Origin of the sequence: Pseudomonas sp. 20P_3.2_Bac5, assembly GCF_025466035.1 — a bacterium.
Taxonomy (GTDB): Bacteria; Pseudomonadota; Gammaproteobacteria; order Pseudomonadales; family Pseudomonadaceae; genus Aquipseudomonas.
This window is the reverse complement of record NZ_JANLOA010000133.1, coordinates 64,964-91,838: the sequence shown is the minus strand read 5'-3', so window position 1 is coordinate 91,838 and position 26,875 is coordinate 64,964. Positions and strand designations below refer to the sequence as shown.

The following is a 26,875-nucleotide window of genomic DNA, read 5'->3' as shown; positions in this document are numbered from 1 at the left end:
TTATTTGCGTTTTCCGGGCCGTTTCCGGCATCCGCCCGACCTAGGGGCCGCCTACACCTTTACCAATCGGAGTGCGGTTGTACGTCATCGATATGAGACGGTTGAATGGCCGCAGTCGCCCGGCTCGCTGCGCGTACCATCCACGATCAAAGTCATTCCAGCAGGCGTTCATTCGCGCCCCGGAGCCCATGTAGATGGACATGATGCGGTTCAACGATTTTTACCTTCGCCTGTACCAGGCCAACCTTGAGCAGGACGGCCAGGCCTTGTTGGAAGAGTTCTATGCACTGTGGCGCGAAGCGGAAAAATCTGGGGTCGACGCTGAGACGCTCCGCGACGAAGCAGACGGTTGCCTTCGCCGGATCGCCACCACCGACTTGTTTCTGCTGGCCGCCTGCGATTGGATCGGTAACAAGGGGTATTACAGGCTGAGCAGCGCTCTGGCCCATGAGGTCAGCGTTCATTACCTGCAACACCCCAAGCTGGTGCGATTCGCGCTAACCGGCGTAACTGAGCAATGCGCCACCACCGTTGCGCGCAGGCTGTGTGCTTTGGATGTTCCCGTAGCCGTGTCCTTGGGCTGGGTGCTGAGCTTGAACGAAGACCTCCCACCAAGTCCGCTGATTTCAAGCAACACGGCCACGGTCGTAGGGTTCCTTGCGGTCGAGCACCCGTCGACTTGCAAACGGCTTCTGGAAGAAGACTCTTCACCGCTGGCTGAATCGCCACTCGCCCAACACCTGGCCGAGATGCTTGCCTCCGAACTCCGTGAGCTGGAGGCCCTGCCCCAGTTGCCCGAGCTTCAGATGCCTTCGGAAATGCGCCGAAGCTTCCACTACCTACGCCGGAGTGAGAGTCGAGCGGTGGCCCAGCATGCCCGGGGGGACTCGTTCCTGGCCGATATGTTCATGACATCGAAGCATTTCAAGTACGCCAACCAGGTGGCCGTTGAGTACCAGAATGACCAGGAAAGCGTCGATGCGATGATCCCCATGTTCAGCCACGAGATGAGCGTGGAGCTTCCTCAGACCTGGACTGCTGATCCGCTCCTTTACGTACGTAAGGTGAACACCCTTTGGGAGGAAGCTGGCCAATGAGTATCCAGCTGGTTCTTTCGCATTACCTCACAGGACTGCGCGAACGCGACGAACTGGATGCACTCCTTCCGGATCTTCTCCAGGCAATGGGTCACTCGGTGCAGAGTCGTGCCCAGGTTGGTGTGAACCAGGGTGGCGTTGACGTCATGTCTACGAAAGCGAATGACCAAGGCGAAACCGAAGTTTTCCTGTTCGTTATCAAATTCGGGAATGTAAGCCGAAATGACTTTTACAGCAGTCAGCAAGCGATCCTACCCTCCGTACTCCAGGCTTCGACCGAGTACATCCGGAATCGGTTGCCCGAAGCTTTGCGCGGCCTGAAAAAGCGGATCGTCCTAGTTTCCAACGGCGTCTTGAAACAGGATGCCCAGTCGGACTATTCCTCACTGACGAGCCAGGTGAAGGAGATGGCTCCTCTGTGCTCGCTGGATTTCTGGGGCATGGATCAGTTGAGCCCGCTCATTGAGCAGTACCTGTTTGACGACGCGCTGCTGCTTGAAAAAGGGAAGTCTGACCTGAGGGCCGCACTCGCCGGCTTGGACGACACGCAAGCCTCATTCTCTCGATTCGTGCGTTTCGTCGACGACTGCTTGAGCGCAGTAGAGGACGCCCCGGACGCGTCCGACAACACGCGCCGGAACCGCTTTCATAAACGTGCTGCAGCGGCAGCAATGGGATGGGCGGTTCTGCTTGTTTGGGGTGAAAGCGAAGGCAACCAAAAGCCAGGCGTACTCGCAGGTGAATACCTCTTGCTGCGCCTTTGGGGCGAATCGATTACGCAGGGCCTTCAAGACGACGCTCAATTCCTCAAACGCTTCGAAACGCTTGCCCAGCTTCATTCCGATGCCCTGGGCCGGTACTACGATCGCGTGATGCCATCGCTTCTCAACCGTCGCAATGTCCTACGGTACCGCCCAGATCAGGTGCTCTACATCGACTTGATCTGCGATGAGCTTGGCCGCCTGGGCACCGCGCTTCTGCTGCTACTTGTCACAAAGTCTGATCAGGCAAAGGTGTCGGCCATGCACAGGAACCTGGTGTCTTTCATCAATGTCCACAACGGCTGCTTGTCCCCGGTATATGACGGTCAAACAATCGACATTTCGCTCGCCATGGCGGCGATTATGGCTATGGGAGATATCACTAGCACCCAGCTCATGGTGCGCGAGTGCATTGACCGTTTTGAGGCGGCGCTGGAGCAGAACAGGATCATGCCGGTGGACACCGATGATCTCGAAGACGCCATGGCCCTGCACTACGGAAAGGAAACCCGACGGGAAGGGTTCTTCCAAACCACCACGTTTGTGCCAATGCTGGGAACCATGGCCGCGCTGCTGGGGGATCAGGAAGCTCTTGATCAACTGTCAGATGGGATTGTGCCGAAGCTGGAGCGCGTGACTCTGGAGCGATGGTTTCCACAGCAAGCATTGCAGACGCTGACGAACTCTGGAGCCTATGTGAATGCCGTTGGTGTATCTCGCAGCGTGCCTAGCTTCAGGCAGACGCCGGCAGAGGAAGTCAAAGCTTCGCTGAAAATTCTGAGCCACGCCGCAGCCCCAGAGGACTTCGTTTGGCACAACACATCTTGGGAAGTGCTGATGGCCCTTTCGGCGAGGCTGCACCGCCACCCACTGCCCACGTGGTACCTCGCAAAGCTCGCAGGTGTGCAGCAGACTGCCGCAACTGCCTCCTGATCGACCTTGCCTGCCCTCGTTTCAGAGGACGAGAGCAGGCCCATCTTGGAGCTCCATGACATAGACAACGCGCAAGAAATTGGTACATTCCGGCTGGTGGTTTGTGTGTCTCAACCCCGCTCACGAAGAGCCTAACCTCACTTCCAAGGAATGATTCGGATGTCGGTCGATAAAAACGCTTTAAATACCCTTGCACAAAAGCTCCTCGCAAACATCGAAGCAGCTGACCGCAACCCCCACGCCCTCCCCACGCGTCTTGACTCAGAAGAGTTCATCGTCCGTGTTCAGCTCAGCCACGAACGTCACTACCCCCAAGTCCACCAGTTGCTGGAGGAGGCGAGGTTCACCCGGACACTCACGACTCAAGACGGTGTTCAGCGTGATCTTCCCCATGCGATGTTTTACCTACGTACTGATTCACAGGTCACCAGCAAAGCGGTGTTCAAAACCGTAGTACACATACTTCAGGAACACGCCGAGCTCCATCATTTGCACGACCTCAATCCGCAGATCATGGTGATGAATGCAAAGAATGTTTACCTGGATCTCGACCCGAGCAAGCGCCCATGATTGGTCATACCCATGGCTTTGCGGATTCTGACTGGGCTCAAGCCAAAACCGCTGCGCGAAACCTGCTGGTTAGGCGGGCACGCCTTAAGAACCGAGAACTGGTGACATATGGTGAGCTCGTTGCTCAGCTTCCGTTGGCCATCTCACATGACGATCATCGGCTCAGCTATCTGCTCGATGAGATATCGACCGAGGAGTACACCGAGGGTCGAGGCTTTCTGACTGCCCTCGTCGTTCACCAAGACAACCGGAGGCCAGGAGCCGGCTTCTTCACTATGGCCCGCCGATGCGGCGCGGAAGTCCATAACGAAGATGCGTTCTACATGGGCGCGTTCAACCAGGTGGTCGAGTACTGGCGATCACACCTGGACTGAATGGCAATGGCGCTAGCTTTGAGCCTTGAGCTTAGAGCGTCCTTTCTTGGCGGCATCTAGGAGTTATCCCTTGACCACCCAGTCGATAGCCTCATCAAAATCGTGCATCTACTGCGAAGAGCCAGGCCCCTTCTCTAAGGAGCATGTCATCACTGCGGGGCTTGGCGGGGATGACAAACGCTTCATGCTGGTAGATATGGTGTGCAAGCGATGCAACACAGACATCTTAGGCAAGCTGGAGCTGGAGATGCTGCGGAGTTCTCCGATTGGCATCGCTCGCGCCTTTTTTCAGCCGCATGGCCGTGACCGTGGTAAGCACACCACTGCGCCAGGTATCCAGGCTCGACGCAAACAGATGGCCAATGAATCGGGATACCCCGATGAAGTTGACTTCGGGCCCCACGCCAAGCCGATAGTCCTACCCCAGTTGAAGATAACTGGTGAGAAGTCTTTTACGTCTACCGCCGCAGGGCCGGATGAGCTGCGCAGCTTTGTCACGACTCTATCGGCCCTATTCCAAAGCCATCAAATTACCTGCATTCGCAAGCGAGGCCCGGAGCATCAGCTCAGGTATGAAGCCATCATCATGCTTCGCCCAGATAAGACATTCATCCAGACGGAATCAAGCTTCCAAGCCAAGCCTCCTCGCGGGGGCATATGGTTGGAGCGTTACGACGAAACTGACGCAGAAGACGTAACCCCAGCCGCGACGATCCTCCAGAAACTGGATGGGGGGTTAGTGCTCAAGACTTCAAGTGCGACGGTCGAGGACGCCCTGGATTTCTTTGCCCAGGCAGTCGAGCAGTTTTCATACGATTTACAAGTCACAAGGGACATTGAGGGCCCGCTCATATCGGTAGGGATGACGACGACCGTCGGCGTGATGGAGCGGGTAATTGCGAAGAACGGCATCAATCTGCTGGCCCACTACCTAGGCCGGGATTACGTGACCGACCCCGGATTCCGGCAGATCAAGGACGGCATACTAACGGGCACTCCTTCCGTGCCTGCAGATCTCGTCGAGAATGATCGGATAAAACAAGTACTCAATGCTGCCCCCGAGCATCATCACGTGTTCTATCTCACCAGAACCAGGCAACCTGGAGGGCGAGCAGCGATCACGATGATTGCGCACCTGTATGGCGTTCCCCTGTTGATACGCTTGACTCTGGATGCCCCAGAGCCTCACCTGCCGTTCCCGGTGTTCTTTCTGGTCGACTACGTCAACCATGAGGTGAAACTGCAATCGGAAGCTGAATACGCCGAGGCCCTTCCTGCAATGTGGGCTAAATGAGATTGTTCCATCGAGTGCCAGGCGCGAATACCGGTCTGAAGACCGCCCTGCGGAAGATCCAACGCCCCCCCAAGCCGAGACCGTCCGATGTCCCTTATTCATGACATACAAGCCGCCTCAATAGCCAAGGATCATGACGTCCCCACCCTGCTCCGGATGTGCAAGCTACTGGCCGCTCGCATCTCCCATCAAGCATTCGCGGATTGGGTCGACCATGAGTTGAACGGCTACCCGAGCATTGATGACCTACCTGATTACCGCATAGTCCGGGTCGATTCGTACGGGTCATTCGCCGGGCCTTTCCACCAGGCAAACAGGCTACAAATCTCTGTTGCTATTCTGCCGGAGGAGTTCCGAGAACAGTACCGCCATGCCTACATGGGCAGCAGTATCAGTGCCTATACAGCGCTGCTTTCGGAAGGTACGTTAGGCAGTGTCCAAGAACCATGGCCCTTGGCACTCGCCCTCAAGTACGCATCTCAGCTCACCCCTGACATGCAGTGTGTCGAAGCGTGGAAGGAAATTCCCATTGGAGCCATTGTGCGGCTGATGGACTCGGTCAAAACCCGAGTGCTCGGCTTTGTAATCGACCTTGAGCGAGAGGCGCCAAACGCTGGAGAGCTTCCAGTCGGTAGCCAGCCACCACTGAGCGTTGAGAAAATGACCCAGATATTCAACACAAACATCACTGGTAACGTGGGCAACGTCGCAAACGCGAGCTCCAATTTCAGTCAGTCGTCAGCCACTGTCATGGAGACTGGCAATTGGCAGACGCTACAGTCTCGACTCTCCGAACTAGGGCTGACCGCTGCAGATACACAAGGCCTTCAAGAGGACATCAAGCGGGCACTCGCTACAGGTAGCGAGGAAGAAAAACGGAAAACTGCCGGCAGCTGGATTGGGCAGCTCGCCGGTAAGGCCGCGTCAGGCGTTGCAGGGGTAGGCATCGAAGCAGCGGCCAGTGGCATCGCAAAAGCGATCGCTGCATACCTCGGCATTGCCGGGTAACTGCCAGGCTCACTCGACTCAAATCTACGCAGCGCAAAGGGCACCCGATAAAGCTGCGCCGGTTAACCACTTATGCCGTGATCAATTCGCATGAGCACAGCGTGGGCATCTGAGTACCCTGTGGATGTAGACAGCACTGCGCAGGGTGCCTGGTGCCCCAGTTCGAACACCGGCTTTCTGAGCCAACGCTGTGCTTTGTGACGATCCCCAAACACTTCCTCCGCGACCGAAAGCATTTCCTCGTATCGACCCAAAAAGCACCGATGCTCAGCGCTCCAACCCCCAATTCGTGAGCACGTGCATGGGGCAACAATCCTTGCATCATTCATGATTGAGCCTCATGCCTCCTCTAGGCCATCTGAGCGTTGCATGGATGCACACGGAACGAAGCTCTTTGGTGAGAATCTTTCAAAACACCCTTAGCACCGTGGACAGCTTCATCTGCCGACGCTGCCCGTCCCCGATCAGCACGTAGACGGTGTGCGCCGTAACAAAAAACTTCGAGTCACTGAATTCAACCATGGGCTGCGTGCGCACCCAGGACTCACTGATATCTTGGTCGAGGCTGTCATAAAGCACGTTGAACGCAAGGATCATCACTGGTTGCTTCCCCTGCTCCCGAATGCCTTGCAGCACTTCCTCAGGTGCACCGAGATCGAGCCAAACCCAATCACTGACAACGCAGTGACTGCGGCCTGGATAACGCTCCTTCACCTGCGCAATTGCATCCTCAACGTCGAGCTGAACACCTGGCATATGCAACGCTGGCCCAGCCAACCTCGCTTTTACTTCACCCATCCTGGAGCTCCGATTTGACGTGATTTGGGATTGTCGAGCTTGAGCTCGTTCAACCTAGGCTCGTCTTGGTCTGGGTGTTCTTAGACCGAGCAGGCGAAAAGCTCAAGGAGTCATTGATATCAAATAGACACCATATTCGTCGAATCGAATCCAGCCGCCCCCTCTTTCAGACGTCCAGGGCTTCCGTTGCCAAAACCGAGAATGGAGTGACGACCACGTAATGGTCGGCACCTGAAATGCTGCGAAGAAGCGTCATGCCATGCTTCTGGGATAGGCGAACCACCCTTGGTGTTATCACTGTCATCCCGTTCAACGATGCCCCTGAACGATCGCAGTAGACGGAGCCTGTGAACTGAGAGCCCACTTGGGCAGCGTGCATCAGAAACGCGTCGATCCTCACACCCCAGTCGACGGACTTAGCAGCCTCCACCTCTGGAGGAACATCAAAAATTAGTGTTTGAGTCATTTGTCTACTGGCCACCGCGCACTGCCTTCATCAAAATTTCACTACTTTCCCAGGATCGAAACCGCACCTTTCTCCTGGGTAGCCTCTCTGATTACTGATCAATCTGCAGCCCGAGAGCACAGTATCGATCGAATGATGGGTATGACCAAAAATCCATCCGTCAGCTCGGTCGACCAGGTCGTACCATGAATTGCAGTAAGCCGCGTTCAGATGGCCCTCATGCTCGCTGTCACTCACTTCGAGGATAGGCGCATGATGCGTGATAACAACAGTCTTGCCAGAGAATGGCTTTTCTAGCTCGCCAGCGAGCCATATTTTCGCTCGTTGATTCCTAATGGCGACGTCGACAGGGCGCAGCCGGCGATAGTTTTGATCTGCCCGTATCATCCGGTAGTCGTTCATCGTCGAACGCGCCATGGACATTGCAGCACTCACATCGCCGGTCGACCCGAAATCCGTCCAGCCGGTTGTTCCCAAGAACCGAATCCCGCCTGCTACGTACGACTCATTTTCGAGCACATGGACATGGCTTTGAGCAGCGCTGCGCGCTTTCTCAAGCGTCCGATCAAAATGGCCTGAGTAAAACTCGTGATTGCCCAGCACATAGAGCACGTCGCAGCTAAACGTCTCATTGGCCCAGCGCACGCCTTTGTCCAGCTTGTGAATGTCACCGGCAAGCACCACCAGATCCAGGCTTCCTGGGGCGAATGATGGAAGCTGGAGATCGGTGAACTCCAAGTGCAGGTCGGAGAGGATGTACACCCTCATAGGGCCTCTCTTAATTCGATTTAAGCGTAAATTGACAATCCCACTCGTCTCCAACAGAGACGGTGGGATGTATGGCGATCGTCATATATCTCCACCCGAGCACGCCGTCAGAATGAACATCATAGCGATCAGTTCTCATAAGCACAACCTACGCTATTTATCAGAACCAGCGGCGTGTGGCTCTATCTTGACTTTTTTCGGACGATCATGACGCTGAAAAACGAGATAGGTGCAGCGCTTAGGGCAGTTCGGCAGCAACGCGGGCTGAGCTACGAAGAGCTCAACGATTCGACTTTTCGCACGACCGTAAGCTCGATCGAGCGCGGGAAATCCAAGCTCACCATCGAGAAGCTTTCTTCCCTAGCGAAGGCTTTGGATTTTGACCTCCTTGCGTTCATGGCGATGTGCATAGCGCTTGAGCGCGGCCAGACACCTGATGACGCCATCGTCGCAGCCCAGAGTGAACTGGATCGTTTCAAGGCCGCTGGTGGCCTGGCGCTGCTGCAAGAGCAGATCGTAGAAGGAGAGCTTGTCTCTCGATCCCAAGGCAAGCCGGCGAATTCCGAAAACAAAAATGCGGTGCTGCAGCTGAAGGCTGAGGGGAAGACCCAGGCCGAGATCCGGCGGTTGCTTGGGCTCTCGAAATCGACTGTGAGTCAGTACTGGCATTCAAAGTCGTGAGCTGAACTTGCTTAGAGTTACGGTCGATCACCACTTCACGAAACGGAGATCGAGATAACGGTGCCAATGCTATTTAGGCCGGATGCTACTCAGTATCTATACCGCTGCGCATTAGCAAATTCGCAGGGAACGCTTATCTACAGCCCCATAGTTGCCAGATGCAGGGGGTAGCGTACGTCTCAGAGCTTCCATTTAACTGAGAAAAAGCAATCAATAGCCTTCACCATCGACACTTGCGTCACCTGCCGATGAAGAAGGCATGGGATTTCTCGAAATCAACGTATAGCTTTTTTGCTGGTTATCAATAGTTTCTGACAAGACATCATAATAGTAGTGAGTTATTTCATACCTATCAAACGCCTCCTCCGGAAGCCTGTATTCCGCATAAGGATTATGATGAACCTGCAATCCATCAAGGTGCGTCTCGAAGTGAGTCGCATTGTCTTTTAATTCGAGTATGAGCCCACGTTGCTCATGATACCTACTACACCTTATATCCCTGGGCAATGATGTCTGCGTGATCACTTTCCCTATCGTGGCTGTGGTAGAAAAAATCAACGCACTTACTTCCTTGTACTTACTACTTGTAAAAATGCCGAGATCGAGGGGTATGCTTCCATTTTTTAACGCAACAGGAGTTCTGACCTCAGCGAAGCCATTGTTCTTGTCGATACCCTGTCCATACAGAACCCTAATAATCGCTTCATTATTCTGCATGAAAAATTTTGGCTGCTCAAAAGGAGCCAGCGCGACTACAAATGGCCTCCCCTTAACGTGCTCCAGCTTAGAGTAAGATTTTAAGAATTTCTTATGCTTAGCATCAATTGCATTTAAAATTCTCACACAAGAAAAATTCAAAAAATCGACATCAGTTTTTAAATCCTCGGCAATCCACTCAGGAGACGAATCATGAGCGTGGTTTGCAGTTACAGCTTCTATAACCAGTGACTCTCCAGCCGGAGTCGCCACTGTAAAATCAGGACTAGACTTAGAAAAATCAACAGGCATATTTAAATCTTTAAAGCATTGGAACAGGTAAATCTCCCAAAACGATGAATTGAACGTAGTCTGAAACTCGTAGTTAAACTTATTATCCCTATCTTCAAATCCACCTGCCCAGCGAGCTATGACATCCCTAAGAGGCGCGTTTTCGGCTTTCAACAAATATTGATAATGAGGATGGAGAAGGCTTTCTTCGCAAGCCAGAGCCTCAAATAGTTTCAATGGCTTTGACGCCACTCTAACTTCCTGATCAATGTAAAACCGACCAAATCGATAGTGATGAATTATGTACTCTACGATAGAGATCCTCACTGCTGCGGCGACATCACCCCCTACCGCATGGAAAAGCTCTGTGGTGATTCTAACCAAGAACTGCTGAGGCCCAGAATCTCCATCGACATCTGCCCAACTACGTTCCATTGCACCGACGTAATCGCTCTCCTTGAAATAAAAACTTTTAATTCTATCTCGAACAAATTCAGTTCCGTGTCGCGCCGCATCAAGCTCTTCAAGGACAAATTGCAAAGCAACTTTCTGACTAGAGACCTTAGAGTCAATTATTTCTATTAGCCTTTTTACGGCCTGGTTAATTAATTCCTGCATCAACACCTCCAATCAAGCTAAATAATATCCGCAATATGATGCAGGGCAATGAAATCTTCCACTCCGAGCTCAACCGGCGAGTACTCGTCGATCACGCGCTCATCATTACAGGTGGCGAGGCGGTGGGCTCGCGCTAGAACGGCAGTGGCTCAGCTGGTAGGGACTCGTATCGCATCACAGCACGAGCCCAAACGTCGCCCTTGATCGCTGCCTTCTTGATCGAAGAAGGCGACGTCACTAACCACTTCCCAAGTTTCGGCTTGACCAGAGGCTGCGCCATTCTGGCGTGGCAGGCTGATAGGAACGGCTCCATCTTCTCGGCAATATGCGGTTCGAGATGCACCACCTGTGGTGAGTCATACATGGCTTGAGGAGCGTATCTCAGCCCCTTGGGCATGCGGTAACCCTTGTCCCAGACCATGGCTGGCATTTCGGAGGCAGAGAACCTTGAGCCCACCGGCAAGTAGTACGTGCCTAGATCAAGGATCAAGCCGTCCAGCTCAATCCAATAGTGCGAGTGTTCCCCGGACTCTGATCCATACCCTTGCATCGACCCCTGGCGCTGATCCCGCGACACGACGAAGGCCAAGAAATTTCCGCCCACTATCGCCGGGCTGTGGCCCATGGCTCGAAGCAGACTGTGCACCCCAAAGGACGCGTATAAGCATCGCTTGTAGAAGTCGTCGGGGAACTGGGCCCTCAGGCACCTATCCACCACGCAGAAAACGCGCTCAACAACCGCAGCATCAACCAAAGCAAGCTCCTTCTCGGAAACGATCACTACCAATCGGTGTAGTGGCCATTACATGGCAAAGGCTTGGGAAAATCTACTCCTAGCGCTTTACTACGGTCGCTTCCGGGTCAGACGTCCAGGGTAGAATGCACTCACTGTGGCGGCATCGGGCACGCCAACGTCATCGAGGGGAGATTCAGCATGCAGGACTCGGAAGAATTCATGTCGGAGCAAGCCTTCACTGACATGATGCATGGCCAGGTTCACCCCGTAATTCTAAGCAGCGAGCACCTGGGCTGGGATCAGACCCATGGCGGGGCTGGCACAGCATTCGTGCTGGAGTACGGAGGCGAACTCTTCATCGTGACTGCCTTACACGTACTCAACAACCAGTGCGCAGCTCACGACGATTTGCGGATTCTGCTGCGCAACGCCCCGATCTCGATCCTGTTCGACCAACGTGCAGTATTCCAAGATGAGTCTGACCCAGATCCGGATGGTGACCTGGCCATCCTGAGGATCGTGAAATCGCAGCACACCGCTTTGTACGCTGCAGGACTTACGAGCCTGGATGCGGCCAACTGTGCTGAAACCGATGATTTCTGTCGCGCTGAAGGCTTCCACGTCTTTGGCTATCCGGAAGCAGACCGCGAGTATGACCACCAAGATAAGATCTTGGGAGCAAAGTTGCATTGGCTACGAGGGGAGCTTGCAGAGCCAGGGGTTAAGGGCCTTTCCACCGTAAAAGTCGTGGGTCAGCGCCCACGACAGTTCAACGGCATGAGCGGCTCGGTGGTGATTGCGGATGTCGACGGGCTGTATAAATTCGCTGGAATGACCACCCTAGCCAGCGACCCGAAGGGACTGCTTAATTTCATTCCAGCAGAGAAGATCACGTACTACTTGCACAAAATGATGCTGATGGAAATGATGGGAGCGGTATTGCCAGAGGATGCGGGCGTTCGAAATTAAGCGGAAGGCGTTCGATTATATGAGTGCTACTCAGGCACCCCCGCGAGTCGGAAGATCCTAGAGCAATTTAGGGGACTCCAAATACTCTTCGATGGTCTCGGATGGTTTACTGACAAGTTCTTGGACAAAGCCTTCGTGGGCCAACATAACCACCCTAGCAAGATCCAGGTAATGGTTATACGTCGTGATCAGATGGGTATGCCCCATCTGGTTTTTGAGCACCTGCATTGCCGCAGCGTCGCGCACCTCACTCATCTGGCCCAGCAATGCTTTGTCGAAACGCTTTATGAGGAAGATGGTGGGCCACCAGTGACGAGCATCATAGAATCGCACCGACGCCCTTATAGACGAATCTTTATCCCTAGCTCGTTTCCTCGCATCAACGGTACGGCGAGATACCATCTTGGATGTTACGGGTATACCCCGAGACGTCAGAAACAATATTGACGGCGGACAAGGCTTACCGAAGCGTTTCTCGTACAGTCCAGTACGATGTCCGTAGCATTTTTGGATGTAATGATCATCAAGGGCCTTCAGGTCAAGCACGTTTATGACGATCTTACGTGACTTTTCACCTTTGCCAACCATATGGTACTCAACCGTACCATCCTGCTTCTGCATGCTCTCAAATGGCAAGATGTGGGAATTCTTACCACTGCCAATATAAGGAAATTCACAGAGTTCCATAGGCCTCATCGCTGTCCCAAGCGAGAGCTTGAACATGGCGGCGTAGACCGGATCATGGTAGCCCAAAATCAGACTTTTCATTTCGTGATTAGTAGGCAACGTGTAGGATTTACCTTGATTATTCTCCCTGTCGAGAGCACGCACCCCTCGACCATCGAGCGTTTTCAATGCTCTAGTTTTGATATGTGCCAGCAGCTGTTCATCTTTAAAATTTGGCCGCCATGTAGTATATTGAAAATTAACACAACTTTTATACCCTTTCTTGCTCAGCCACTCAAAGAACTTATACACAATCTTCGCATCATCCAATATGGTTGCAGTACTCGGACTTGATGCCTGCTTGGCAACACGATCAGTCTCCCTCTGTATCTGCCAACTCTTTATATCCTGATTATCTACGAGAGAGTGATAGCCAGACACTGGCACATCGCAATATTTATCCAGGCAAGAAAGGTAGCGGTAAAACATTGAAATGATATTAGAATATTTATTCGACGTGGGGATCGACGAACCAATATCCTGAAGATAAAGATTAGGATGACTGAGCATGGTCATCTTCTTTTTTATTTTGGCAATTAGCACATAATGAGTTCTGCTCTTCCCAACATTAAATACATCTTTATATGTGAGCAGCCTTCTCATTATGGAAATTATTTTAATCTCCCTGAACGACCCTGAAGATCGTCACTTTGTCATATCCATCCTGGATGGTGGGTAAAGACTCCCGACTCAGCGCCTTGAATTCAAACTCAGGGATACCTTGGAACAGGAACGCACGCTGCGCATTGATCGTAGCTTCACTATCACAATGGGACGTATAAAGCTCCAGGGGCACCGCGCCTTTCAGGACTTGGACAAACTCTCTGACGTCCATCCGAGAGCTTAACGGTAAGTTAACTACCGCTACCGGCTCATCGTTCTTTGAAAAGTTTCGTTCGATAAACTTTTCAAACGAACAAAGGTATCGCTCTTGGAACACAACGACCCTAATGGTGCCCTGCCTCAATAATTTTAGCACTTTTTGCTGCATGGCGTTGATAGCTTTAACTTTCAGGGCCAGATACGCTTCTTGATCGCTTTCAGCCGAAAAGCTGGCTATGGAGGTCGTTAGATCTGGCTTGAAAATATGAATATCTGAATTTTTAGCGCGCTTAGATGGCGGTGGCGGTTCGTGGTGAGCGTGCGCCAGAGCTAACTCGACATCTTTCGCATCCAGCTCACGCTTCAGTAATTCAACATGCAGGGCTTTCTTTCGGAGCTCCACAGTCAACTGCTTGGCACGATGCGTAAGCACATCGCTGGTCATAAAGGAAGAAAAAACGTTATTTTCGAACTCAGCAAATCTAGCGGATTCTGAGGTACGCAACTCCTGGAGCTCAATTTCTAAATCACGCACCAATTTCTGCGACTGCACTATGACCTTCTGAGCATCCATATCTTGCCGGAGCAATAGCTCATCGACTTTCCGCTGACCTTTGATGAACGGCTTCAAGTGTTTATAATTCTTATTGAATGCCTGCCGGGATATAGATGCGCATTCACACACGGTGTTAATGGTAAGCTTTTCCTTCTGCCCGCTCAGAAAATACTCGCAAATTACTGATACGAGCCTCTCTTCAGTGTCAGCTGTACTCACAACAGGAAACCTCCTCGCTCACTCAAACATTTTGAGATTCATCTTCTTGGCGGCAGAAGTCAGCAATTCCTCCAGAAGCCTTTCGTTTAGTGAAATCTTACTTTCCAGTTCTTTGATTGCTCCTGGCTTCAGGTTATTAGCATTCGATAGAATTGTTCTATAAAATTTTAAATTATGCTCAATTGCATCCTTAGAATTTTCCAAGATCAGATTGTTTTCACAATGAATCTGACAATTGGAAAAATCAGGCCTAACCGGAAAAATCAAATCAGGGACGGATGCAAGACAAGGTGGAAGTTCACCTTGATCATGGTAAATATGGGACAAGCACATAGTACCAATTGATGTGCGTTGAATACGAAGCGAAGAACCTCCCTCAAATAAATGCGTCACGTATTGCATGACCGTGGTTTTTAGAACCGTGCCAGAAAAAAGCTCAGGCCGCTTGCCGACCTGCTCCGCGACTCTGTGAGCTGCTTCACCGGCATACACCCCGGTATGGATGGCACGTACTACGTCCACAAAATCTTCAGCGAAATGTTCTTTTAGCGTCTCCAAGACCGAGGCCACCAAAAATGGATTTCGAGCGATATAACGCAAAGTCATGACATAGGAGCTATGGCCGAATATCATACGAATGATATCGATATTGGCCTCTGACTCGTTGATTAACAACTCAGCAATGGTCTTGCGAAACCGATGAATATGTAAGTGCACTACTCCAGTTTCCCGACCCACGGCCCTGACTAAGCGCTCCATCATGCGGTCGGTTTTAGTGACTACAGTGTTGCCAGAAGTAGGCTGAAAAATGTAGCCCTTTAGATAATAGCCACCAAACTCCCTTAACTGCTTAAAGGATTGTATGGCCTCACCCAAGTATTTAGGAATTGAGATAAAGTCCGCATCCCCCAAGAAATTAGGGTCACTGCTCGTCTTATATCTTGAAAAATCCACCCTCCAAACTCCATCCTCCCCACATACTACATCATCAAATGTCAAGGTGGCCATTTCTCTCTTTCGCATGCCAGTCAAAAGAGAAAACAAAATAAATATGGCATTCCGAACCCGATCAACCGCGATGCGATACTTATATCTCCAAAAATAATTTACGCGCCGATATTCAAATATCCGCCCACCCGAGCCACGCTGGCGCTGAACGGAGATTGAACTTGTGAACCCCACAATTTCCACTCCATTCACTTGCTGACCCAACACCTTTTCGAGCGGCTGATCCACACGAGTAGAATTATAATTCTTACCATTCATAACACTTGGATAATCAGACAAATATTGCACTACATCCTTAATTACGGGAACGCCTTGGTCAATCCAAAAATATGCGTACCCTAGCAACTCACTCAACTCATTATCCGAAAAAGGCTTCCACCCAACAAAATTAGCGGCAATAAGCTCATATACATCCTTCCTCCTCTCTAGAGTATCAACTTCGCCAATCCCAACATCTAGGCAAAACTCATCAGGAATCAGACGCTGGGCAGACAACGCCAACCAAAAGTTAATATAGAAGAAAAGCATTAAATAAGAGTGGGGATATGCATTTGCCTTGCAGTCATCAAGAGCCTGATTTAACATCTCCCCACTAATTACAGATGCGAATTCATCCACACCAACTAGATGGTTCTCTTCGAGTACAAACCGCTGCACATAAGCAAAAGCCTCCGCATAATTCATAGAGGAAACAAAGCTTTTTATGGTGCCAAAGGGATTAGTAGCCGGCAAAAAATAGTAAGATATTGCTCGCTTCAACGGGCGAAGTTCGGATGGCACGTTTTCTATGAGGATTGCAGTTTCAGTGTATTCGGCATCCTTAATCAAGACCCAACGACCCTGATTATAGGAAGAATAAATTGATACGGGAAAATCACCAGACGGACAGGCGGCTAATTTGAATTTTAGGCCACCCTTTCTCTGAGGCTCAGCATCCAGTTCCGGAGGTGTATTTTCATCATTACCGATGTACTCATGAAGATCATCATCTAGTAACTGACTAGGATGCCCATGGGATGCTTCATAGAGATCCTCAAAATAGGCGCTGGCCGCTTGGCGAGCTTCGGCTTCAACCTCCGCCATTAAGCTTTCAAAGTCGTCCTCATTATCATCGACTTCCATCATCAGTCCTCGATATAAGCGACAAGCGATTTCAAATCTAAGGGTAAAAGCGCTTCAAAACTCCTCAGATACCGTTTTGCAACCTCCAGTGCATTCTTATTACCCCATGAGTCCAGCACATAACGAAGAACTGCGAGCTCGCTACCATAGGTAGTATGAGCTAAAGGATCTCTTTCAATAAGTAGTTCCAGAGTGCTTAATCTTTCCATGAGAAAAGGCAACGAATCCTCCAACACACACCATTGGTCACATCCATTACACATGTCAAAGCGCGTGCAACGCGTCCCTTCTGGTAACGGCTGGCTGCCTGGATAGGATGGATTATAAGAGTCCATACAAGCCCATAGCGCTCGATGATGCCCCAATATGGTGATTATCCTGAAACGAGGCGTCTTGACACTCTCAGCTCCGCGTTCTGCCAGAAACCCTTTGAACTGACCGCCTTGGCTTTTTTCGATGAAAGACTTTTGGAAGGCATAGAAGCGCTCCCTCCGATCTTTCATGGCATAAACAGACTGATCGTAGTGGGTATCAGTGGTTACAGGGTTAGAATGCCCGTATATCAAGGCCGTAAGGGCCGTCGGTTGCTTATGAAGCATTTTATTGGTCTGAAGCGATGTAACCCTCAGCCGATTCTGGAGATCCGCCCCGGTTAAAAGCGGAACTCCCTCATCTACGAGGGCTGCTCCAGCTAGAAATCCTTTGACACCCGCATTCCAATGCCCTTGCTCGTCCAAAGAACGGATCCGCTCCGACGGACTCCACGGTGCCTGTGGATATGTAATAAATAGAAATGGTGAACAAAGACGGCGATCATCCATTTCGACACTTGCATCTCTCATCAAGAGGTCGCGACAATGTCTAGATAACTCTCCAGCCAAGTTGATCAGATTATAGCCAGAATAAGGATATGAACGACTACTTGATGCGAATACAGGTTTTGGCTTCTCGTAAGGCATTCCTTGCCCTTGCGACTTAACTTTCTGCGACAACAGCAGCGCAGTGTCTTCCTTTGCAAGCTCTGAAATTGGATGCACAAAATTATTCACATCCAGAGCTAGTACTGCCTCTTTATTCCAACCTAGTTGTCTCTGAGTAAACATAGCCAAAGAAACTTGATCCTGCGAGGTCGGATACAATAGCCTAATTAATTCAGCCAGCTCGATAGAATTAGGTGCCCGATTCCTCAAAAAACCTTTATATATACAGCAGGACAACACAAATTGCAGAGGGTTTCTCCCCATCGAACTTAGGGTTGAAATCCTTGCATCTTCAGCATGCGCATCGTGATATACTCTACTTATGCTAAATGGATAGCCAGCGTACTGCAACGTAGCCGCAGCTCGCACTGGATCAATCATCCAACCAGAGCGTTTACCTTTCTTAACACTGTACAGCTCAGCACAAATATCTCGCACTTCCCACTTATCGTAGGGCTGAGCAGCTTCCACAGTCGCTTGAAACTTTAATTTCTCCTTCAGCCGATAAACTTCTCTATGCATTGCAGCAACGAAGTCTTTATCAGCGTCATCGCTCAAAGGCTCTGATGGGATACTGGGAGGTTGCTCGATCCTCCGCAGTTTTAGATGAGGCATCCCGTCGTCGTAAGATCGAGCGACTAGCTTGAATGCTGACCTCAACCGAATAGCTAGGTATATCCGACGCTCGTTCCGCCTGAGAAACTCCTCGAAAAAGGCGTACTCTTCAACACCCACCTCACTCAATGACTCTATGCGCAGGCCAGGCACCACAATGCCATTGTATTCCGAGGCGAAGTCTAAAAAGGCGTTGATCGCCATGCGGAGTTCGTAGCCCTTCGCGTACCTTGTCATACCTACACCACGCACAAATACGTAATGCAGTCCCGCATGGAGTGGCAGAGAGAAATCGAAATCCTCTCTTTCAAGGTAGTTCGATTGGATTACTATTTGATCGGTAGCGGTTGAGCTTCTTTCATCGCGATACAGAGTTAAGTATCGCATGCTCCAACCTACCCAAGCTTCGCCAGCAAGGCATCAACCACCGAGAGCACTTGGCTACTCACCGCTTCGAACGATTGAGACGCGTCAATCACTACAAACGTGTCGGGTGACTCCTCTGCTTGACGTAAGAAACCATCCCGAGCCCTTGCGAGGAACTCACGCTTCTGCATCTCCATGCGATCAAGCCCTTCACCTCGCGACGCTACCCTTCTCATGCCCACTTCCGGATCTACATCGAGAATGATGTTCAGATCAGGCACAAACCCCTCAAGCGCGAAGCTGTTGATGCTTTGAACCAAGTCCAGGGCAATGCCCCGGCCATAGTGTTGGAAAGCAATGGTGGCCGGGGTGAAGCGGTCACAGATGACAACCTTCCCAGCATCAATCGCAGGGATGATCTTCTCCTTCAGATGCTGAGCTCGTGCCGCTGCGAACAGCAACAGCTCAGTGGTATCGCAGAGCTCTGGGGTTTCTGGATCGAGTACGACCTCACGGATCTTTTCACCAATCCGCGTACCTCCAGGCTCACGAGTGACAACCACCTGGTGGTGCTGAGATTCGAGGTGCTCTGTGATCGTGCGGATGACCGAAGACTTGCCTGCTCCGTTGTTTCCATCGCACACGATCAGACAACCTTTTGCCATTTGCTTGTCCCGCTATCTGAGTCGAAGTGAAGGTGCTGGTTTACAGCGTGGAAGAAGAAAATCTATTCGTCAAGAAAGCCCTCGCCCTCCCATCGACCCACCTGACGGTCGGTTTTGATGGAATGGCGATTTGACCTGAGGGGAAGGATCGATGCTTTTTGGTTGACGTTTTCGCTAAGGAGCGTTTATGGAAAGCGGTTTACATTGAAGGCGAAGGGAATATAACGCGCCTTCCGGACCTTCCAGGGTAATAAACAAACCGCTCACAAGCCGTCCTCGTTAGTGTTCATTGCGAAGGAGATTCGCCAGTGGCAGGCGCCTCGTCCGGTGCCGCCGGGACATCCGCCGGCTCGGCAGGCGCGTCCTGTTGTTCAGTGGGCGCCGACTGCTCGTTGCCATTTGCCGGCTGAGGTGCCGGGCTGGAGCGATAGTCCGCGCGACGCTTGAGCTGATACTCGCGGACCGCCGAATTGTGCGCATCCAGATCATCGGAGAACACATGACTGCCATCGCCACGGGCAACAAAGTACAGGCTACTTCCCGACGCGGGGTTGAGTGCCGCATGAATCGCCTCGCGGCCGACCATGGCGATCGGCGTCGGCGGCAGCCCGGGAATCACATAAGTGTTGTAGGGCGTGGACTCACGCAGGTCGGCACGGGTGATCTTGCCGTTATAGCGCTCACCCATGCCGTAGATGACTGTCGGATCGGTCTGCAGCAGCATGCCGATGCGCATCCGCCGGACAAACACACCGGCAATCTGCCCGCGCTCCTGCGCAACGCCGGTTTCCTTCTCAACCAGCGATGCCATGATCAGCGCCTGATAAGGATCGCGATAAGGCAGATCAGCGGGACGCTCGGCCCACTCCTTCGCCAGGACTTCTTCCAGACGGGCGTAAGCCTGCTGCAGCAGCTCTTCGTCCGTCATGCCGCGAACGAATTTGTAGGTATCCGGGAAGAACCGGCCTTCAGGGAAAACAGCGGGATGCCCCAGGCGATCCATCACTTCACTGTCACTCAGGCCGTCGAGGGTGTGCTTGATCTTGTCATGCTTTGCCAGCGCGGAGCGCACCTGACGGAAGGTCCAGCCCTCGACCAGGGTCAGGTTGTATTGCACGACGTCGCCACGCCGCCAATCTTCGAAGAGGTCGCTGACAGTCATGCCGGGTGTCATCCGGTATTCACCGGTGTGCAGCGGCACGCCCGCCATGTTGAAGCGCCAGTAGAGGCGCAACCAGAACGCGTCATCGATCAGGCCGCTGTTTTCCATGCGATAGAACATGCGATTGGGGTTGGTGCCCGTGGGGACATCCAGCAACTGCTCGCCGGACAGGTGCAGCGGCTGCTTCACCGCTGAACTGACTTTCCAGGCGGAATACCCAAGCACCAGGCCGGCCAGGATCAGACCGATCTCCAGCAACAGCAACAATTTACGTCTCACGAATCAGGCATCCAGTAGCGTACGGGCAATGGCCTGCAGTTTACGGGTGAGAGGCCCCGGCGACCAGTTCAGCGATGCAAATGAACGCACCGGCCAGATGCCGTAGACACTGTTGCAGACGAACACTTCATCGGCCTGCTCAAGGTCTGCCATCGACAGGTCGGTGACGCTCACCGCGACGCTCTCCCCGGCCGCAGCCTCCAGCAAGGCCGCACGCATCACCCCGGCGACACCGCAGCGACTCAGGTCAGCGGTCAGCAGGGCATTGTTGCGCACCAGGAACAGGTTGCTGTAGACCCCTTCGATCACCCGACCCGACACATCAAGCATCAATCCTTCTGCGTACTCGGTGCCCTGCCATTCAGCACGAGCCAGGACCTGCTCCAGGCGATTGAGATGCTTGAGACCCGCCAACAAAGGCTGCTCGGCCAATCGGGTACGACAGGCAAAGAGGCGGACCCCCTGCTCGGCATGCTCGATGGGATATACGGGGGCAGGATTGCCCTGGAGGATACGGCGCGGAATCGCACCTGCGGCGGCGGCGTAGCCTCGCTGGTTATCACCCCGGGTGAGAATGAGCTTGAGCACGCCATTGCCAAGCAAGGCGGCGTATCGACACAGCTCATCACGAATCAGCGCGTGATCGGCCTCGATCGCCAGGCGCTGGCAACCCAGCGCCAGGCGGTCGAGGTGATACTCGAGCAGGGACGGTCGCCCTGCGATGACAGCGATGGTCTCGAACAGACCATCGCCGTAAGCCAGGCCGCGGTTGTGCAGCGCCAGGGAATCAGCACTGTGACCATCGACCCAGGCTTGCATCAGTCCGCGAACCGGCGGAACACCAGCGAACCGTTGGTACCGCCAAAGCCGAACGAGTTGGACAGCACCACATCGATGGGCATGTTGCGCGCCTCATGCGGAACGAAATCCAGGTCACAACCCACATCGGGCTCGTCCAGGTTGATGGTCGGTGGCGCCACCTGCCCATTGATCGCCAGGACACTGAAGATCGCCTCGACAGCACCCGCAGCACCCAGCAAGTGACCGGTCATCGACTTGGTCGAGCTGACTGCCAGCTTGTAGGCGTGCTCGCCGAACACCGACTTGACCGCAGCAACTTCCGCCAGGTCACCCGCCGGCGTCGACGTGCCGTGGGCGTTGATGTAATTGACCTGAGCCGGGTCGACACGTGCATCACGCAGGGCATTGGCCATGCAGCGAGCAGCGCCGGCGCCGTCTTCGGGCGGCGAAGTCATATGGTAGGCGTCACCGCTCATGCCGAAACCGACCAGCTCGGCGTAGATGGTTGCGCCTCGAGCCTTGGCGTGCTCCAGCTCTTCCAACACCAGGGCGCCGGCACCGTCGGACAGTACGAAACCGTCGCGGCCTTTGTCCCAAGGACGACTGGCGCGAGTCGGCTCGTCATTGCGGGTCGACAGTGCGCGCGAAGCACCAAAGCCGCCCATGCCGAGCCCGCAGGCAGCCATCTCGGCACCGCCGGCAATCATGACATCAGCTTCGCCGAAAGCGATGTTGCGCGCCGCCATGCCAATGCAATGAGTACCCGTGGTACAAGCCGTGGCAATGGCGTAGTTAGGCCCCTGCACACCCAGGTGGATGGACAGGAAACCGGAAATCATGTTGATGATCGAACCAGGCACGAAGAACGGCGAAATACGCCGCGGGCCCTGATCATGCAAGGTACGGCTGGTTTCTTCGATATTGGTCAGGCCACCGATGCCTGAACCCATGGCCACGCCGATACGCTCACGGTTTGCATCGGTAACTTCCAGGCCGGCGTTACGAACCGCCTGAAAACCGGCAGCCAGACCGTACTGAATGAACAAATCGAGCTTGCGAGCTTCCTTGAGCGACAGATACTGCTCAACCTCGAAGCCCTTTACCGAGCCGCCAAAACGGGTGGAGTAGGCAGAAAGGTCTGTATGCTCGATCAGACCAATGCCACTGCGGCCAGCCAGAATGCCCTGCCAACTGCTCGGTACATCGGTACCCAATGGCGACAGCATACCCATACCGGTGACCACGACGCGTCTACGCGACACAGCACTCTCCTTATTCTGGATGTCTACATTTCTCGCAAAGAAAAAACCGCACGCCAGCAAAGGCAGTGCGGTTTTTCCCTGACAAGAAGCAACGACTACAAAGTCTTAAGCCTGGTGGCTGTTGACGTAGTCGATAGCAGCTTGAACAGTAGTGATCTTTTCAGCTTCTTCGTCAGGAATCTCGGTCTCGAATTCCTCTTCCAGAGCCATCACCAGCTCAACGGTATCAAGGGAATCGGCACCCAGATCTTCTACGAAAGAAGATTCGTTTTTCACTTCTTCTTCTTTAACGCCCAGTTGCTCGGCGACGATTTTCTTGACGCGTTCTTCGATGGTGCTCATACCTTGTTTTCACTCCTAATGGACATATGTCAGGCAGCTGGCCGGTGTGTAAGTTTATAGAAAGACGCCTGCTTTTCAAGCGTAAAGCGCCCTTCGAACATGACACCTGCCGGCTGCCTAGAATTTGATTGCAGCTTTATAACGGATTTTAGTCAGCTCGTATGACATTTTTTTAAAGCAATCCGTCACATTTGACTACATGTACATCCCGCCGTTGACTGGAATGGTTGCGCCAGTCACGTATGCCGCGCCGTCGGATGCCAGGAACGAAACCACTTTCGCGATTTCATCAGCCTGCCCCAGACGACCCAGCGGAATTTGCGTCTGCAGCGCTTCGCGCTGAGCTTCCGGCAACTCACGGGTCATGTCGGTATCGATAAAGCCGGGAGCCACCGAGTTGACGGTGACGGCGCGGGAACCGACTTCGCGAGCCAGCGCACGGCTGAAGCCTTCCAGGCCGGCCTTGGCCGCAGCATAGTTCACCTGGCCAGCATTACCCATGGCACCTACCACCGAGCCGATGCTGATGATACGACCCCAACGTGCCTTGGTCATGCCACGCAGAACGCCCTTGGACAAACGGTAGAGGCTGTTGAGGTTGGTGTCGATGACATCGAACCACTCGTCGTCCTTCATCCGCATCATCAGGTTGTCGCGGGTGATACCGGCGTTGTTCACCAGGATGGTCGGCGCACCGAACTGCGCCTGAATGGCAGCCAGAACCGAGCTGACAGATTCATCGCTGGTGACATTCAGTTCCAGCCCGGTACCCGTGATGCCGTGCTCCTTCAGGGTGGCAGCAATGCGCTCTGCACCCGAAGCGGAAGTGGCGGTACCGATGACGGTTGCGCCCTGGCGCCCCAGCTCCAGTGCGATGGCTTGACCAATACCACGGCTGGCGCCGGTGACCAATGCAACTTTACCTTGCAGACTCATGCAAGCTCTCCTAATTCAGGCCAGCGCCGCACGGGCGGCGGCGACGGCATCCGGGGTATTGAGGTTGTAAGTGGTTACGCCATCGGCGCACCGCTTGTTCAGGCCGGCCAGAACCTTGCCCGGGCCACACTCGACCAATTGCACCGCGCCCTTGCCGGCCAGCGCCTGTACGCACTCGACCCAGCGGACCGGTTTGTAGAGTTGTTCCAGCAGATCACGCTTGAGGGTATCCAGATCGGTCGCCACGCCAGCACTAACGTTCTGGACAACCGGAATCTCGGGAGCTTTCCACTCGATGGCGTTGACCGATTCGGCAAAGCGCTCGGCAGCCGGACGCATCAGTTCACAGTGCGATGGAACGCTGACCGGAAGCGGCAGCGCACGCTTGGCACCGCGAGCCTTGCAGCCCTCGATGGCACGCTCGACCGCAGCCTTTGCACCGGCGATGACAACCTGGCCTGGCGAGTTGAAATTGACTGCGCTGACCACTTCGCCCTGGGCCGCTTCGGCACAAATGGCGACAACATCAGCATCGTCCAGACCAAGAATCGCCGCCATGGCGCCTTGCCCGGCCGGAACGGCCTCCTGCATCAGTTGACCGCGACGCTCGACCAGCCTGACCGCGTCAGCCAAAGTCAGGCTGCCGGCGGCGACCAGGGCACTGTATTCACCCAGGCTGTGGCCCGCGACAAAAGCAGGACGCGCACCACCTTCAGCCAGCCACAGACGCCACAGGGCGATAGAGGCGGTCAGGATGGCGGGCTGGGTTTTGTCGGTTTGATTGAGTTGCTCTTCCGGGCCGTTCTGGATCAAAGCCCAGAGATCGTAGCCCAGAGCCTCGGAGGCCTCACGGAAGGTGTCGATGACCAGCGGGTGCTGGGCGCCCAGCTCGGCAAGCATGCCGAGCGACTGCGAACCTTGACCAGGAAAGACGAATGCGAGGGATGCAGACATTGAACAAGCCCCTAGTGATCTTGTCGTCGAAAATTAAGTGTCCAGCCGTAGCTGGACACAAGAAACTGAACGTTGGATGGTAACGAGAACCAAGCGGTCACATTTAACCACTTCCTTGCGAATGCCTAAAGCAACAGATCCTCGAGACGCCCGTGCAAGCGTTGCGGCAGGTTCTCCTGGATTTCGATCAGCGCGCGCTGGATCGCACTTTGAAAGCCCTGGACGCCGGCCGAACCGTGGCTCTTGATGACGATACCCTGCAGCCCGAGAAAACTTGCGCCATTATGCCGCGCCGGAGCGAGGTCGGCCTGCAGGCGCTTGAGCAGTGGCATGGCCATCGCCCCCACCAACCGCGTGGCGATCCCGCCGCGAAACAAGGCCTCGATACGCGCGGCGATCATGGTCGCCAACCCTTCGCTGGACTTGAGCAGAATATTGCCCACAAAACCGTCACACACCACCACATCCGCCTCACCACGATACAGGCCGTCACCCTCGACAAAACCGATGTAGTTGAGGCCGCGCGCCTGCTGCAAAAGGCTCGCCGCAAGCTTGACCTGCTGGTTGCCCTTGATGTCTTCCGTACCGATATTGAGCAACGCCACGCGCGGTCGGCTGATACCCAACGCCTGAGCCGCCACCGAGCCCATTACCGCGAACTGATAAAGATGCTCGGCACTGCAGTCGACATTGGCCCCCAGATCGAGCAACTGGCAATAACCAGTCTGGGTCGGGATCGCCGCCACCATCGCCGGGCGATCAATACCCGGCAACGTTTTAAGCACGTACCGTGAAAGCGCCATCAGCGCACCGGTATTCCCGGCACTGACACAGGCCTGCACCTTGCCATCGCGCAATAATTCGAGGGCCACGCGCATTGATGAGTCGGGCTTGCCACGCAATGCCTGCGAGGGACGCTCGTCCATGCCGATCACTTCGCTTGCCGCAACGATTTGCAGACGCGCGCGATCCGCAGCCGGTTGGCCAACGATCAGGTCTTCAAGAAGAGAGGGTTGACCGACGAGGGTCAGGTGAAGCGAGGGTGTAGCAGAAAGGCAAGCAAGACTCGCCTGAACAATGCTGCGGGGACCGAAGTCCCCGCCCATTGCATCAACCGCAATGATCTGAGCGGACAAGGATTACTCGTCAGCGCCCTTGTCGATCACTTTACGACCACGGTATACGCCTTCTGGCGAAACGTGGTGGCGCAGGTGAACTTCACCGGTGGTTTTTTCTACGGACAGTGCGCTGGCCTCGAGGGCGTCGTGCGAACGGCGCATGTCACGGGCAGAGCGGGATTTTTTGTTCTGCTGAACAGCCATAATTGATTAACTCCTAAACGTTTGGGTCACGCTTTAACTGCGCCAATACACTGAACGGGTTGGACCGCGTTACCTCGTCCTCGCTCGATTCGGGCTCATCGGCGCCCGCCGGCTGCTGGCATTCTTCCGGATGATGAGCAGGCACAATGGGCAAGGCGAGCAGAAGCTCTTCCTCGATCAATGCCTGCAGATCCAAAGGATCCTCGCCCAGTTCCAGCACGTCATAACCTTTCGGCAACGACTGGGTATTCGCACCCTCCTTCACCACAACGTAAGTACATTCGCTGTGGATCGGCAGGGTGACCAGCTCAAGACAACGCTGGCAAACCATCTTGACCTCGACGTTCAAGTCGGTGTGTACAACCACCGAGTTCTGCTCGTCTCGTTCAAAATCGAATTTGGCCTGCACCGTACCGACATTGTCGGAAAGCGGGTCGCAGAGTCTCTCCAAACTGGCAAGCGTTACGTTTCCTTGGATGGAAACGCCACGATCGGCCAATTTGCGCGGGTCAACGTGAGGTGGAATCGGGTCATTCAACATAGGCGCAGCATTCTAGGGATGCCCCCCGCCCCTGTCAAAGGAAATTCAGCCCAGTTCAACATGTTAGGATCTGTACGAAATGCATTCGAGCGAAGGCCAGGCCTGTTTTCAACGCAGCATGGGGCGAGTTCGGATGC

The 26,875-nt window shown here is 53.6% G+C and carries 27 protein-coding genes; 8 read left to right on the top strand and 19 right to left on the bottom strand.

Features of this window, described 5'->3' with window-relative positions; all coding sequences use genetic code 11:
• Positions 1-194 precede the first annotated feature (194 nt).
• From NTD88_RS26790 to NTD88_RS26765, 6 genes are all read left to right on the top strand, one after another.
• Positions 195-1,097 (top strand): hypothetical protein, encoded by a 903-nt coding sequence (locus NTD88_RS26790; RefSeq protein WP_262155401.1) that lies wholly within the window; start codon positions 195-197, stop codon positions 1,095-1,097.
• Positions 1,094-2,791 (top strand): hypothetical protein, encoded by a 1,698-nt coding sequence (locus tag NTD88_RS26785; protein ID WP_262155402.1) that lies wholly within the window; start codon positions 1,094-1,096, stop codon positions 2,789-2,791. The genes NTD88_RS26790 and NTD88_RS26785 overlap by 4 nt, the downstream gene beginning before the upstream one ends.
• A 159-nt stretch (positions 2,792-2,950) precedes the next feature.
• Entirely contained in the window at positions 2,951-3,361 is a 411-nt protein-coding gene (locus tag NTD88_RS26780; RefSeq protein ID WP_169989606.1) for a hypothetical protein, read from the top strand.
• Positions 3,358-3,735 (top strand): hypothetical protein, encoded by a 378-nt coding sequence (locus NTD88_RS26775; protein ID WP_169989605.1) that lies wholly within the window; start codon positions 3,358-3,360, stop codon positions 3,733-3,735. Before NTD88_RS26780 ends, NTD88_RS26775 begins: the two co-directional genes overlap by 4 nt.
• Positions 3,736-3,805: 70 nt before the next feature.
• Positions 3,806-5,029, top strand: a complete 1,224-nt coding sequence (locus NTD88_RS26770) for a hypothetical protein (protein WP_169989604.1) — start codon at positions 3,806-3,808, stop codon at positions 5,027-5,029.
• An 87-nt stretch (positions 5,030-5,116) separates the two neighbouring features.
• Positions 5,117-6,037: a hypothetical protein gene (locus tag NTD88_RS26765; RefSeq protein WP_262155403.1), complete on the top strand. Its 921-nt coding sequence runs from the start codon at positions 5,117-5,119 to the stop codon at positions 6,035-6,037.
• A 62-nt stretch (positions 6,038-6,099) separates the two neighbouring features.
• On the opposite strand, the gene NTD88_RS26760 is transcribed toward NTD88_RS26765, so the two are convergent.
• The 3 genes from NTD88_RS26760 to NTD88_RS26750 form a co-directional block, all read right to left on the bottom strand.
• Positions 6,100-6,273, bottom strand: a complete 174-nt coding sequence (locus NTD88_RS26760) for an MbcA/ParS/Xre antitoxin family protein (protein ID WP_225806679.1) — start codon at positions 6,271-6,273, stop codon at positions 6,100-6,102.
• A gap of 172 nt (positions 6,274-6,445) precedes the next feature.
• Positions 6,446-6,835, bottom strand: coding sequence for a DUF6957 family protein (locus NTD88_RS26755; RefSeq protein ID WP_262155405.1), 390 nt, complete (start codon positions 6,833-6,835; stop codon positions 6,446-6,448).
• A 496-nt stretch (positions 6,836-7,331) separates the two neighbouring features.
• The gene (locus tag NTD88_RS26750) at positions 7,332-8,069 is read right to left on the bottom strand and encodes a metallophosphoesterase (RefSeq protein WP_262155406.1); all 738 of its coding nucleotides are present in this window, start codon (positions 8,067-8,069) and stop codon (positions 7,332-7,334) included.
• Between the two features lie 207 nt (positions 8,070-8,276).
• Between NTD88_RS26750 and NTD88_RS26745 the strand changes: the two genes are divergently transcribed.
• Complete coding sequence (locus NTD88_RS26745; protein ID WP_262191772.1) at positions 8,277-8,750, top strand: helix-turn-helix domain-containing protein; 474 nt, start codon at positions 8,277-8,279, stop codon at positions 8,748-8,750.
• A gap of 210 nt (positions 8,751-8,960) precedes the next feature.
• Here NTD88_RS26745 and NTD88_RS26740 read toward each other — a convergent pair whose 3' ends face one another.
• Both NTD88_RS26740 and NTD88_RS26735 read right to left on the bottom strand, forming a co-directional pair.
• Positions 8,961-10,355, bottom strand: a complete 1,395-nt coding sequence (locus NTD88_RS26740; RefSeq protein WP_262155408.1) for a hypothetical protein — start codon at positions 10,353-10,355, stop codon at positions 8,961-8,963.
• 133 nt (positions 10,356-10,488) lie between these two features.
• On the bottom strand, positions 10,489-11,136 hold the full coding sequence (locus NTD88_RS26735) for a hypothetical protein (protein ID WP_262155409.1): 648 nt from the start codon (positions 11,134-11,136) through the stop codon (positions 10,489-10,491).
• 153 nt (positions 11,137-11,289) lie between these two features.
• Here NTD88_RS26735 and NTD88_RS26730 point away from each other — a divergent pair, with 153 nt between their 5' ends.
• Positions 11,290-12,060, top strand: coding sequence for a serine protease (locus NTD88_RS26730; RefSeq protein ID WP_262155410.1), 771 nt, complete (start codon positions 11,290-11,292; stop codon positions 12,058-12,060).
• Positions 12,061-12,117: 57 nt separating this feature from the next.
• Here NTD88_RS26730 and NTD88_RS26725 read toward each other — a convergent pair whose 3' ends face one another.
• The 14 genes from NTD88_RS26725 to NTD88_RS26660 all read right to left on the bottom strand — a co-directional run bounded on the left by NTD88_RS26725 (position 12,118) and on the right by NTD88_RS26660 (position 26,738).
• Positions 12,118-13,296 carry a site-specific integrase gene (locus NTD88_RS26725; RefSeq protein ID WP_262155411.1) on the bottom strand — a complete coding sequence of 393 codons (1,179 nt, stop codon included), beginning with the start codon at positions 13,294-13,296 and terminating at the stop codon, positions 12,118-12,120.
• Positions 13,297-13,402: 106 nt separating this feature from the next.
• On the bottom strand, positions 13,403-14,383 hold the full coding sequence (locus tag NTD88_RS26720; protein ID WP_262155412.1) for a hypothetical protein: 981 nt from the start codon (positions 14,381-14,383) through the stop codon (positions 13,403-13,405).
• A gap of 18 nt (positions 14,384-14,401) precedes the next feature.
• Positions 14,402-16,513 carry a site-specific integrase gene (locus NTD88_RS26715; protein WP_262155413.1) on the bottom strand — a complete coding sequence of 704 codons (2,112 nt, stop codon included), beginning with the start codon at positions 16,511-16,513 and terminating at the stop codon, positions 14,402-14,404.
• 2 nt (positions 16,514-16,515) lie between these two features.
• Entirely contained in the window at positions 16,516-18,312 is a 1,797-nt protein-coding gene (locus NTD88_RS26710; RefSeq protein ID WP_262155414.1) for a hypothetical protein, read from the bottom strand.
• A 191-nt stretch (positions 18,313-18,503) separates the two neighbouring features.
• The gene (gene tmk, locus NTD88_RS26705; protein WP_104925960.1) at positions 18,504-19,139 is read right to left on the bottom strand and encodes a dTMP kinase; all 636 of its coding nucleotides are present in this window, start codon (positions 19,137-19,139) and stop codon (positions 18,504-18,506) included.
• A 286-nt stretch (positions 19,140-19,425) separates the two neighbouring features.
• A complete protein-coding gene (mltG, locus tag NTD88_RS26700) occupies positions 19,426-20,580 on the bottom strand; it encodes an endolytic transglycosylase MltG (protein WP_262155415.1) in 1,155 nt (384 codons plus the stop codon).
• Positions 20,581-20,583: 3 nt separating this feature from the next.
• Positions 20,584-21,399, bottom strand: a complete 816-nt coding sequence (pabC, locus tag NTD88_RS26695) for an aminodeoxychorismate lyase (protein WP_262155416.1) — start codon at positions 21,397-21,399, stop codon at positions 20,584-20,586.
• Positions 21,399-22,643, bottom strand: coding sequence for a beta-ketoacyl-ACP synthase II (gene fabF, locus NTD88_RS26690; RefSeq protein WP_095155616.1), 1,245 nt, complete (start codon positions 22,641-22,643; stop codon positions 21,399-21,401). The genes pabC and fabF overlap by 1 nt, the downstream gene beginning before the upstream one ends.
• A 105-nt stretch (positions 22,644-22,748) precedes the next feature.
• On the bottom strand, positions 22,749-22,985 hold the full coding sequence (acpP, locus tag NTD88_RS26685) for an acyl carrier protein (RefSeq protein WP_010223225.1): 237 nt from the start codon (positions 22,983-22,985) through the stop codon (positions 22,749-22,751).
• 195 nt (positions 22,986-23,180) lie between these two features.
• Positions 23,181-23,921: a 3-oxoacyl-ACP reductase FabG gene (fabG, locus tag NTD88_RS26680; protein WP_095155615.1), complete on the bottom strand. Its 741-nt coding sequence runs from the start codon at positions 23,919-23,921 to the stop codon at positions 23,181-23,183.
• Between the two features lie 15 nt (positions 23,922-23,936).
• Positions 23,937-24,875 (bottom strand): ACP S-malonyltransferase, encoded by a 939-nt coding sequence (gene fabD, locus NTD88_RS26675; RefSeq protein WP_095155614.1) that lies wholly within the window; start codon positions 24,873-24,875, stop codon positions 23,937-23,939.
• A gap of 125 nt (positions 24,876-25,000) precedes the next feature.
• Complete coding sequence (gene plsX / locus NTD88_RS26670; protein ID WP_095155613.1) at positions 25,001-26,011, bottom strand: phosphate acyltransferase PlsX; 1,011 nt, start codon at positions 26,009-26,011, stop codon at positions 25,001-25,003.
• A 3-nt stretch (positions 26,012-26,014) separates the two neighbouring features.
• Positions 26,015-26,197 carry a 50S ribosomal protein L32 gene (gene rpmF, locus NTD88_RS26665; RefSeq protein ID WP_010447173.1) on the bottom strand — a complete coding sequence of 61 codons (183 nt, stop codon included), beginning with the start codon at positions 26,195-26,197 and terminating at the stop codon, positions 26,015-26,017.
• Positions 26,198-26,210: 13 nt separating this feature from the next.
• Entirely contained in the window at positions 26,211-26,738 is a 528-nt protein-coding gene (locus NTD88_RS26660; RefSeq protein WP_095155612.1) for a YceD family protein, read from the bottom strand.
• Between the last annotated feature and the right edge of the window lie 137 nt (positions 26,739-26,875).